The organism is Streptomyces sp. NRRL WC-3618, from assembly GCF_001280005.1.
Taxonomy (GTDB): domain Bacteria; phylum Actinomycetota; class Actinomycetes; order Streptomycetales; family Streptomycetaceae; genus Streptomyces.
In genome coordinates, this window is record NZ_LGDW01000015.1 from 1 (window position 1) to 11,565 (window position 11,565).

The 11,565-nt window shown below is 66.9% G+C and carries 7 protein-coding genes; 5 read left to right on the forward strand and 2 right to left on the reverse strand.

Annotated features, from left to right (window positions below):
* Positions 1-595: 595 nt before the first annotated feature.
* Complete coding sequence (locus ADL01_RS02905; RefSeq protein WP_053740267.1) at positions 596-1,450, reverse strand: class I SAM-dependent methyltransferase; 855 nt, start codon at positions 1,448-1,450, stop codon at positions 596-598.
* Positions 1,451-1,549: 99 nt separating this feature from the next.
* Positions 1,550-2,944, reverse strand: coding sequence for an arginine deiminase family protein (locus ADL01_RS02910; protein ID WP_234354477.1), 1,395 nt, complete (start codon positions 2,942-2,944; stop codon positions 1,550-1,552).
* 634 nt (positions 2,945-3,578) lie between these two features.
* On the opposite strand from ADL01_RS02910, the gene ADL01_RS02915 reads away from it, so the two are divergent.
* From ADL01_RS02915 to thpD, 5 genes are all read left to right on the forward strand, one after another.
* Positions 3,579-4,670 carry an acyl-CoA dehydrogenase family protein gene (locus ADL01_RS02915; protein ID WP_078960291.1) on the forward strand — a complete coding sequence of 364 codons (1,092 nt, stop codon included), beginning with the start codon at positions 3,579-3,581 and terminating at the stop codon, positions 4,668-4,670.
* Position 4,671: 1 nt separating this feature from the next.
* Complete coding sequence (locus ADL01_RS02920; RefSeq protein ID WP_053740268.1) at positions 4,672-7,635, forward strand: amino acid adenylation domain-containing protein; 2,964 nt, start codon at positions 4,672-4,674, stop codon at positions 7,633-7,635.
* Positions 7,628-8,422: a thioesterase II family protein gene (locus tag ADL01_RS02925; protein WP_053740269.1), complete on the forward strand. Its 795-nt coding sequence runs from the start codon at positions 7,628-7,630 to the stop codon at positions 8,420-8,422. The genes ADL01_RS02920 and ADL01_RS02925 overlap by 8 nt, the downstream gene beginning before the upstream one ends.
* A gap of 69 nt (positions 8,423-8,491) precedes the next feature.
* A complete protein-coding gene (locus ADL01_RS02930) occupies positions 8,492-10,471 on the forward strand; it encodes a primary-amine oxidase (RefSeq protein ID WP_053740270.1) in 1,980 nt (659 codons plus the stop codon).
* Positions 10,472-10,489: 18 nt separating this feature from the next.
* Complete coding sequence (gene thpD, locus ADL01_RS02935) at positions 10,490-11,392, forward strand: ectoine hydroxylase (RefSeq protein WP_053740271.1); 903 nt, start codon at positions 10,490-10,492, stop codon at positions 11,390-11,392.
* The last annotated feature ends 173 nt before the right edge of the window (positions 11,393-11,565 follow it).

The following is an 11,565-nucleotide window of genomic DNA, read 5'->3' on the forward strand; positions in this document are numbered from 1 at the left end:
CGCGGTCATAAGGACAAGGGCCCAGGGCCCAATGCCTGGTACAGCAGCCCTGGAATGGGGCGGGCCCTGCCGGTACGGCGCCTCATCGTGGGCCCTGATTGGGGTGTCCCGGCCCGTGTGCCCCTCGGCCCGCAGTGTGAGGGCGGTCGTGGTGCCGGCCCCCTTGGTGCCAACGACGCCCGAGCCGGAGCGCGGTCAGGCTTGCGTGGCCTCCGCCCTTTGGCACTGCGTAGTGAGGTTATGCGGGACGCGTGGGCGGCGAGCTGACCCGACCGCACCAGGCACAGGATGTCGGGTCCGGCGAGGCGCGGCGGACGGGTGCCGCGCTGCACTCCAGCCCCGGTCTTGGGTCCTTCCGTGGGTACCACATGGCACAGGTTGGAAACGCCGTCCATGCCGGTCCAGTGAGTGCATGCGGGTCCACGAAAGGCCAGGTCAGAGCGTAGACGATCGGTGACGTCATGACGTCGATCCGCTTGAGCAGTGTGATCACCCTGGACGAAGCATCCCACCACTGCACCGGACCGACGGCGCATCAGACCGGCGGTCGGCCCTTGCCCCGTCGAGGAGGCAGAGGCCGGCCGGTCCGTCTTGGTTACGCCCTGGGCTTGGTCGCCTCGGCCAAGAGGTGATAGCCGAAGTGGTTGAAGGGAGGTATCTCGGCGAGGAAGCGCTCGGTCTTGCTGACGAAAGCCCTGACCGACTCGTCCCTCAGGACCTCGTCAGCCAGCCAGACAGCGAGAGGCGAGTTGCCGCGCAGCCGGGTGACCGTCATCCCGACGGTGGCGAACAGGGTGGTGAGGTCCTGCGGACTGAAGCTGTACCAGGGGGCGACGTACTCCTCTCCGCTGCGGGTCTTGGTGAAGAGGAGCTGTTTGCCCGCTACGTCGGTGACGTCTACCGAGGCGAAACGGTCTCCGGTGAACATCTCCTCGAAGACGGAGTTCTTGACGCCCAGCAGCATCCTGCCACCGGGACGGAGCACGCGGGCCACCTCGCCGAACACCGCCTGCCTGTCCTCCATGGGGACGTGCATCAGTGCCAGCATGCTGGTAACGGTGTCGAAGGAAGCGTCCGGGAAGGGCAGATGAGCCATGTCGCCCTCGCGCAGATCTGCGCTCAGGCCGCGTTCGGCCAGCTTGCGTGAAGCTACGTCCAGCATGGGACGCGAGATGTCGAGTCCGCTGACGTCTGCTCCTTTCTCGGCCATGGGAACCGTGAACCGGCCTGTACCGCATCCGATGTCGAGAACCTTCTCACCGGAACGAATGGCCTCTATGAGGAAGTCGCGTTCCGACTGAGTGAACATGTCGTCGCTGGGGCCGAGGCCGGGTATCCGCTCGTCGTACTCGTTGGCGACCTGCTGGTAGACCGACTTGACTGTGGCTTTCTCCTCTTCGGGGTGGTGACCGGCGTCGACGAAGCCGGCCCGCTGCTCGTAGGTCGTCATGCTGATTCCTTCTTTCGCTGGTCGGTTGATAGCGGAGGCTGTAGGTGGGGCAGGCTTTTCCGCCTCCGTGGCCATGGTGGTGTGCGTGAAACGCGTTTCTTAGGTCGTGAGGGGATCGCGTACCAGGGGGCACGAGAGGCAATGCGGACCGCCTCTGCCACGGACCAATTCAGCGCTGGGGACGGTGAGTACGGTGATGCCGGCGGCGCTGAGTCGGTCATTGGCCATGGTGTTCCGGTCGTAGGCGATGACCGTCCCTGGGCGGAGTGCGAGAACGTTGGCGGCGTCGCTCCATTGCTCGCGTTGCATGGTGACCTCGTCGTCGCCGGTCTCGATCAGGCGAATACCCCTCAGCCCCAGGGCACTGGCCAGAGCGGTGAAAGGGTCGTCCAGGCTATCGGCGCGCACCGTGGCGTCGGCGTTCAGTCTCAAGGAGAACCAGTGGCACTGGTCGCGGTGCACTCCACTGACCAGGAAGCTCTCCTGATCGACCATCGTCATGAGGGTGTCGAGGTGCATGCACTGACGCTCATTGGGCAGCAGAACGGCGAAGACGTGAGTGGCCAGGCCGGAAGTCAACAGGGACTGGGCTGTCTGCTCGGCAGCGGCAGCCGTCGTCCGTTCGCCGACGCCGATCACCACGCATCCTGCTCCTGCAAGGAGAAGGTCTCCCCCCTCCAGGGCGGCGGGCTCGAAGGGCTCCCTTTCCCGGATGCGCTGAGCACCCGCGGCATCGGCTGCGGCGCGCAGCAGTCGGCTCTCCATTCTGCGCGTTTGGCTTGCCATGGAATTGGCCCTGTACCGATCGCCGATCCAACTGCTGCTGTCACGGACGAACATGGAGTTCACCAATGGTGGCAGGACGAACCAGTCCGAGCGGTGGGCTCTGGCGCTGAGAGCGCTGCTGACGCTGTGGGGTGAATACGCAGCCAGTTCCCCCAACGTCATGCCGGTGAGGAGGAGTTCGGTTCTCCGCGCCGCATTGGCAGAGATCAGCAGGTCATGAACGGAGGCGGCAAGGGCTCGGCCGAGATGCTGTGGTCGCGCGGCGACCGAAGCGACCTGCCGGCACACATCCGGTGCTGCGAGGGCGGCGGTCAGAACCGACGACAGTTCCACGGTTTCGACGCCGTTCTCCTGGAGCAGCCCGGTGAATCGATCATGTTCGGCCTGTGCTGCTTCCAACCAGGGGATCTCGTCGAACAGGAGGTCCGCGTGGTTGCCCGGGAGCAGTCGCCGCAGTTCCCGGCCCGGCCGGTGGGTGAGGACCTTGCGTAAGGTGCCCACCTCGCTGTCGACCTGAGTGCTTCGGAACGCGCGATGATGCGCGTCAAAGTGTGGTGGGTCGTCATGGCTTGGCCTGGGTTTCGTTAGAGGTGGTGACAGGGGGTGGAGAGGAGCAGAAGAGAGCGCCAAGGAACGCTTCATGGCCACCTTCTGGAGAGTCAGGACCGATGGGCGGATTGCGTTGTTCCGGTGCGCGGTCGCTTCCATGGGCGCGAGGCCGGCCTGAATTCCCTGCGGGGAATGGCGACGGAAGGATGCAGCAGCTAACCGCAAACCCGGCAGGGCCGGCGGGCGGGACCAGAGCTGTTGAGCGACCACGACTGACCTGACGAGATGTCAATAGTCGGCGTGCGCTTGAGATCCAACCGTAGGAATGGGTTGGTGTAGCTGTCAACGGCTGGGCGGTGCCCCGGTCCTCATGTCTCTGTGCCCATATATCTTCTGACCTGCAGGAGGGCTGGAATGTGAGGAAAATGAGAAGCTGGGGGCCGTGTACATCGAGTGGTGAGGCGAAAATTAGCTCGTTTGAGATTCCCATATTGGGAAGGGGCTGTTGTCGATCTTTACCTCCCTTAATCGAAAGGGATCGCGGGGGTTGACATCTACGCGACTCCTCCCCTCACACTGGTGTCACCCCTGGGGTAGGCCAGGTCAGTGCCTCTGTCTGTCGCGAGCCCTGTTCGAGCAGCGTGTGTGACGAACCCACCCCCACGCAGCGCGGGGCTGCCTTTTATTCAGCATCTTTTCTCAGCTCCGAGACGGAGATCCCGTGTCTGATTGTTTGGTTTTGGGAGAGCCCGAATTACGTAGTGGAATTCGAGATCTGCTGGCCCGGCGGAATATGCGCGATGAGCTGGAACGCATATGGGCAACGCCTTCTCACGAGGAATGCCCTCATGCGGAGACGGTGTACAGAGAGCTCGGGGCGCGCGGCTGGCTGGCACCGCATTGGCCACGGGAGTACGGCGGGCTGGAGACGAGTGCGTACGCCGCTGCGGTGACAGCCGAGGAACTCGCTCTGCACGGTGTTCCGGACAGTGTGCGCGTGAACACGATCGACAACGCCGGAGCCACGATCCTGGCGGCGGGGAGCGAGGAGCAGCGGCGTCGATACTGCCCGGGTATGGCAGCGGGAGAAATCGTGTTCTCCGTGCTGTTCACCGAGCCGCATGCGGGAAGCGACCTGGGTGGTATCACCACAACTGCCGAATCGGTGGGCGACAGTTGGCGCGTCACAGGGGCGAAGGCCTGGAATGCCCGCACGTCCCGGGCGCAGTTCGGTATCTGTGCAGCGCGCACTCAAGGCCATGGCGAGCACTCGTATGCCGCTACCGGCTTGTTCATCGTGCCGTTGGACCACCCGCGTGTACATGTCGAGCCTATTCGCACATTCAACCCGGAGCAGTTCTTCTCTGTCCGGCTCGACGACGTCGTTCTTCCTTCCGACGCTCTGGTGGGAAAGCCGGGCCAGGGATGGTCTTTGCTGGCTGAAGCGCTGGGACTGGAACGGACAGGTATCTGTTTCGCCGGCCGGGCCCGTCGGTGGTTCGATCAGCTCGTCGTCGGCCTCCGTGCGCGCGGAGAACTGGCCCGAGCCGAGGACGAACACGGTCTGGGGCGTCTGGATGTCGAGATCCGCTCCAGCCGGCTGCTGGCGTGGCGGGCCGTGCAGGGGGTGGCCGAAGGCAGCCTGAACGCCGCGGCGGCAGCGGCGGCCAAATGGTGGACCAGTGAGCTGGCCCAGCGCGTGGCAGGGCTGGCCTGGGAGCTACTCGGTCCGGCAGCCGACTGGGACGCGTACTTCCCCGATCTGGCTCTGGCGGCTCGCGAGGCCCCCGGGCTGACCCTGGCCGCCGGCACCTCGGAAATTCAACTGACCACCGTGGCCACCGATCTCCTGGACGGCGGCGATCCATGGGAGGAGCAGCACTGATATGCCGAATCTGACCGGATGGCAGCAGCAACTCGTCCATGAGTTCGCCGAGATTCTGACCTCTCCGGGCACCTGTACGACTGCAGCAGGCGTCCGTGGGGCTCTGGCAGCTCAAGGATGGACCGGACTGTGCCTGAGCGTGGACGACGGCGGGTTGGGCCTCATGTGGGCCGAGGCGGCATTGCTTGCCGAACAACTCGGCCGGACCTGGGCTCCGAGCGACGTCATCGACACGGTCGTCGCCCTGCCGGCCCTGACCGCTGCCGCACCGCGCGAAGCCGCCTCCGTCCTTGACGGTACGTCGGCCATTGGCCTGGTCACACCCGCGCAGATATACGGGTCTTCCCCTTCGCATGGGAAGCAGCGGGTTCCGAATGGGGAACAGCGAGCTTCGGACGGGAGGCGGCAGACAGCCTGCCGCTTCACGGAGTGCCTTCCCCGCTTCGTGCTCCTGCCAGTGCCCGGATCGCCCGAACAGGTCCGTGCCCTCGAAGCGACGGCCGACGACGCTGTCCGCCACCCCACCCCGGGTGGGGACCTGTGGGAACTGCCCGCCGACGCAGCTGGCGCCGCGGAGGTGTTCCGCGCGCCGGCCGCCTCTCTGTGGGCCGCCACCACGTTGATGCGCAACGCGCACTTGCTCGGCATGGCACTGACCGCGGTGGAGATGGCCACCGGCCGAGCCCGCACCCGGCGGCAGTTCGGCCGGTCCATCGGCACGCAGCAGGCGGTGTCATTTCCCCTGGCCACCCAGCGGGCACGCCTGGAGGCGCTGCGCCTGGAGAACCACGCCCAACTGCTCAGGCTCGACGAGTGCGTCCTCGGGCGGGCGCTGAGCGCCGCACCTGCGGCGGAATTCGCCGCCATCGACGCCGACGCGACCGCAGTGACCGACGCTGTGTGGCCCTTGCTGTGCGAGTGCGTGCAGCACGCCGTGCACGTCCACGGGGCCTCGGGGCTGCAGGACGGTCAGTCGGTGGCTGTCGGCTACCGGCTGCTCCTGGCCGAAGCAGTCCGACTCGGGCTGGGGGCGCAACGGCTTGCCAGGACGTCGACCACCCGGGCAGGAGACAGCGACCCGATGCGGGGCATCGGCGTGCGCCGTACCGCCCAACCTCGGCAACTGGCGCGGCGGCGGGAACCGGCTGCCGTCCGGGACACGGACAAGGCCCTGCCATCCGGTTCGTGCGTACATGAGATGGTCGAGCAGGCGGTCGCACGCCACCCCGAGGCCGTGGCACTGCGGACGGCGACGGGCGAGATCACGTACCGGGAGCTGAACTCCCGGGCCGAGCGGTTCGCACACGCGCTGCGGGGGCAGGGCATCGGCACCGACGACACAGTCGGCCTCCACATGGAACACGGCACCGACACCATCGTGGCGATACTCGCCGTCCTCAAGGCGGGAGCGTCCTACCTGCCTCTGGATCCCGGATATCCGCCGGAGCGCATCGCCTTCATGGTGCAGGACAGCAAAGCCGCCGCTGTCGTCACGGACCAACCGAACGGCGGGCTCCTGGACCTGCCGGCCCCCGTCCTGGCACGGGAACAGATGCAGTCCTCGCCCGGCCCGACCCACTCCGGCACAACCACCGCGCGGGCCCGCCCGGACTCCCTCGCCTACCTGATCTACACCTCAGGGTCCACCGGGACGCCCAAGGGGGTCGAGGTGGAGCACCGCAGCCTGGCCAACCGCCTGCGGTGGGACGCCGCAACCTTCCCCCTGGGGCCGGGCGACGCGGTGCTGCACCACACGTCGTTGAGTTTCGACATCTCGGTGTGGGAGATCTTCACCCCGCTGATCTCGGGAGCGACTCTTGTCGTAGGGTCCCCGAACCTCGCACGTGATCCGCACGGACTGCTGCAGGAGATGCGCCGCAGCGGCGTGTCCGTCCTCGCCTGCGTTCCCTCCCTGCTGGACGTGCTGCTGGAGGAGCAGCAACCGGCGCTCGCCGACATCTCCGGTCTGCGCTACGTCTTCTGCGGAGGGGAGACACTCTCTCCTGAGCTGTGCCGACGCTTCCACTGCCTCAAGACGTCAGCCGAGCTCCACAACTTCTACGGCCCCAGCGAATGCACCATCGACGTGACCTCCTGGCACTGCAGGCCGCAGGAGAGCACGTCGCAGGTTCCCATCGGTCGCCCTCTGGCCCATGTCAGCGTTCACGTGCTCGACGAGGCGGGCACGGTCGTTCCACCGGGGTATCCCGGTGAACTGTATGTGGGGGGAGCGGGCGTCGCCCGCGGCTACCGCAACCGGCCCGACCTCACCAGGGAGCGCTTTGTACCCGATCCATTCACCTCCCGACCGCAGGGGCGGCTCTATCGCACCGGTGATCTGGTCCGGATGAGCCGGGACGGGGTGCTGCACTTCATCGGCCGGTCGGACGGACAGGTCAAAGTGCGCGGTCACCGGATCGAGCTGGACGAGATTCGGTGCACTCTGGAGCGGCACCCCGAGGTGCGGACAGCGGTGGTCCGGGTCATGAGCGGACGTATTGAGGCTCACATCGTTCCCACTCCTGTCGGCGTGCCCAGCGTCGGCGGGTTGTTGCGACACGTCCGCTCCTCGCTGCCGGAGTACATGGTGCCGTCCGCACTCGCTGTCGTCGGTTCCCTGCCCATGACGCGGAACGGGAAGATCGATCATGCGGCTCTGCCGCCGGTCCCTGCAGCACAGACCGCTCCGGAGGACAGCGGGACGACGGTCGCCGGCAGCCCCCACGAACGTGACCTGACGGCGCTGGCCATCCGTGTGCTCGGTGTGGAGAGCCTGAGCCCGACCGACGACTTCTTCGCGGCCGGGGGAAGTTCACTGCACGCCGCCCGCTTCGTGTCGCGTGTACGCGTGGAATGCGGTCTCGACGTCCGCCTGGAGCAGTTCTTCGCAGCACCCACCATCCGAGATCTGGTCAAGGTGATACACGACCAGCCAAGGGACGAGGCGGGAGGCGGCCATGACTGACCCGGGCGACTGGGTGGTGCGTCCCGGCGCGACGCGCGACGTCTGCCGTATCCGCCTCATGTGCTTCCCACAGGCTGGCGGGGGCACACTCGCCTACCGGCCGTGGACGGCGCTGCTCGCTCCGGACGTGGATGTCCTGCCCGTCGTCCTGCCGGGCCGCGACAGCAGGTACAGCGAGCCCCCGTTCACGGATCTCGCGCAACTGGCACGGGCTGCCGCAGATGGCCTCCGGCCGATCCTGTTCGACCAGGACCACCACGTCCCCTACGCTTTCTTCGGACACAGCCTGGGGGCCTTGCTGGCCTACGAGACGGCACGCGTCCTGAGCGAGACGCACCCACCGCCCGCCCTGCTGATTGTTTCGGGCAGCACGCCTCCCCACCGGGCAGCCGCAGCGGGGCCCACCTGCCACACGCTGCCCGACGAGGAGTTCCTCACCGAAGTCGTCCGCCTCGGCGGCGTCCCCCACGCTGCCCTCGACGAGCCCGAACTCATCCGTGTCATGCTCCCCGTCCTGCGCGCGGACTTCACCGCTGCCGAGACCTACGTGCACACCGCCGACGCCCCGCTCGACTCTCCCGTGACCGTGTACACGGGCGATACGGACTCCAGCGTGCCCCGCGCACAGCTGACGGAGTGGGAGCGGGTCACCCACGTGCGTCCAGTCCGGCACCGCGTGTTCGCCGGCGACCACTTCTACCTCGACGACGCCCGCCGTCCTCTCCTGCGGGCCCTGCGAGACGACTTGCAGGAGGCAGCACAGGCAGGGCGGGCGGTGCGGCGCTGACGGGCGCCCGCCACCGCTTTCCCCTTTGCCTTCCCGACACCGATCTCCCCTTTGGCTTACGGAGGGCCTATGACCACCATGTCGACCCGCGAGACGTCCACCGTCCCTCACCCCCTGGCCCCGCTGACTCCGCAGGAGATCCGCCAGGCGGTGAAGGTGGTGAAGACCCGCCGGGAGTTCACAGCCGACACCCGCTTCGTGATGATCTCTCTCCAGGAACCGGACAAGCAGCGCCTGTCGCACCATGACGGTCAGGAGGTCCTCCCGAGGGAGGTCTTCATGGTGCTGCGCGACCGCAAGCAGCGCCGGTCCTACGAAGCCGTCGTGTCCCTGGACGCGGCGAAGGTCGTCGACTGGCGGTACCTGCCGGGCGTGCAGACAGCCATCACCGAGGAGGAATTCGCCCAGTGCGATGCCGCTGTACGCTCCGACGCCCGCTGGCAGCAGGCAATGCGGCGCCGCGGGGTGGAGGACTTCTCCTTGGCCATGGTGGATGCCTGGCCCACCGGATACACCGGGGAACTGGACGATGCCTCCGGACGCCGGCTGGCCTGCCCGCTGACCTTTGTACGCGCCCATCCAGGGGACAACGGATACGCCCGCCCCGTGGAAAACCTCGTGGCGCTGATCGACCTCGACACCATGGAAGTGCTTGACGTGACCGACAAGGGGACAGTGCCGCTGCCCCCGCTGTCGGGCAACTACGACCCGGCGGTACGCACTCCCGACAACAACTGGCCGGCAGTGGTGGAAGAGCGCCAAGACCTCAAACCGATCGACATCACGCAGCCCGAGGGCCCGAGCTTCACCGTGGACGGTTACGCGGTGGAGTGGCAGAAGTGGCACTTCCGCATCGGTTTCACCGTGCGCGAGGGACTCGTCCTGTACCAGGTGGGCTACCGGGACCAGGGCCGGATCCGGTCGATCCTGCACCGTGCCTCGCTGGCCGAGATGTATACCCCCTACGGCGACCCGGGCTTCACCCACTACCGCAAGAACGCCTTCGACGAGGGTGAGTACGGTGCCGGGTTCATGGTGAACGCCCTGGAACTGGGCTGCGACTGCCTGGGCGAGATCCACTACTTCGACGCAGTCGTGCATGACCAGGACGGCGAACCCGTCACGCTGCCCAATGCCGTGTGCATGCACGAAGAGGACATGAACATCGCCTGGAAGCACACCGACTTCCGCACCGGCAAGGTGGTGACCAGGCGTCAGCGCCGGCTGGTCATCTCCTCCTTCGCCGTCCTGGGCAACTACCAGTACGGCTACTTCTGGTACCTCTACCTGGACGGAACGATCAAGTTCGAGGTCAAGCTCACCGGCATGGTCTCCACCGGTGCCTTCACGGGGGAGTGCCCGCCGTACGGCACCGCCCTCGCGCCCGGTCTCTACGGCCCCCATCACCAGCACTTCTTCTCCATGCGTCTCGACATGGCCGTCGACGGGCCGCACAACTCGGTCTACGAGGTCGACTCCGTGGCGCTCCCCGTCGACGAGCACAATCCGCACGCCAATGCCTGGCGCACCCGGCACCGCCTGCTGGAATCCGAGCAGCAGGCACAGCAACGATCCGCACACGCCGCCACCGGCCGGTTCTGGAACATCGTCAATCCGCGGCAGCGCAACGGCCTGGGGGAGCCCGTGGGCTACAAGCTGGTGCCCAGCTCGGGTCTTCTGCCGATGCAACCCGAGGGCAGCCAGGCATGGGAGCGGGCACGCTTCTGCTACGGACATCTGTGGGTGACCGCGTACGACCGCACACAGTTCTACGCGGCCGGCGACTACCCCAACCAGAGCCGCGGCGGCGAGGGACTGCCCGCCTTCGTGCGACAGGACCGGCCGCTGGCGGACACGGACGTGGTGGTGTGGCACACGTTCGGTGAGCACCACGTCGTGCGTCCCGAGGACTGGCCCGCCATGCCCGTGGTGAGCACCGGCTTCGCCCTGCGCCCCAACGGATTCTTCGACGGCAATCCCGCACTGGACGTGCCCGCGCCGAACGGCTGCGGCAGCACTACGGCCTGCCACGACCAGCACCCCTTCTAGACGAAAGGCACCGGCATCATGAGCACCACTCTGACCGACCGTTACCCCACTCGTCTGCTCACTCCCGCCCCCGCCATGGCGCGCGAGGATCCGACGGCCTGGGGCACGGCCGAGGACGGCCCGCTGTCAGCCGATCGACTGGACGCGTTCGACCGGCTCGGCTATCACGCGGAAAGGTCTGTGCTCACCCGGCAGGAGATCGAGGGCCTCCAGGAGGAAGCGGCACGTCTCGCGGCCGACCCCGTTCTGCGCGAGGACGAGCGCACTGTCATTGAGGAGAAGTCGCAAGAGGTCCGCTCGGTCTTCGAGGTACACCGCATCAGCGAGGTCTTCGCCCGTCTGACCGCCGATCCCCGGGTGGTCGGTCCTGCTCGTCAGATGCTCGGCTCCGAGGTGTACATCCATCAGAGCCGGGTCAACTACAAGCCGGGCTTCGGCGGGGGCCCCTTCTACTGGCACTCCGACTTCGAGACATGGCATGCGGAGGACGGCATGCCCGCGCCGCGCGCGGTGAGCGTGTCCATCGCCCTGACCGAGAACTACCCCTACAACGGCAGCCTGATGATCATTCCCGGTTCGCACCGCACCTTCGTGCCGTGCGTGGGCCGGACACCGCACGATCACCACCGCGACTCCCTGCGCACACACTCGGTGGCCGTCGGGATGCCGGACCAGGACTCGGTGAGGGACCTCGCCCACCACGCGGGCGGTATCGAGCAATTCACCGGGCCTCCCGGATCAGCCACCTTCTTCGACTCCAACTGCATGCACGGGTCGAACGGCAACATCACGCCCTATCCGCGGTCCAACATCTTCATCGTCTTCAACAGCGTCGACAACGTCCTGGGCACCCCCTTCGGTGCCCCCGCCCCACGGCCGACGTACATCGCCAGCCGTGACTTCACACCCGTGCCGAGGTGAAGACAGTGACTGCGCAGAAAACACTGCAGAACTTCATCGGCGGACGCCACCGCCAGGCCCTGGCCGAGGAAACCCTCGACCTGACCGATCCGTCGACCGGGCAGGTCACCGGCAGCGCACCGGTGTCCGGCGACGCGGACCTTGATCTGGCCTTCACCTCCGCACACACCGCA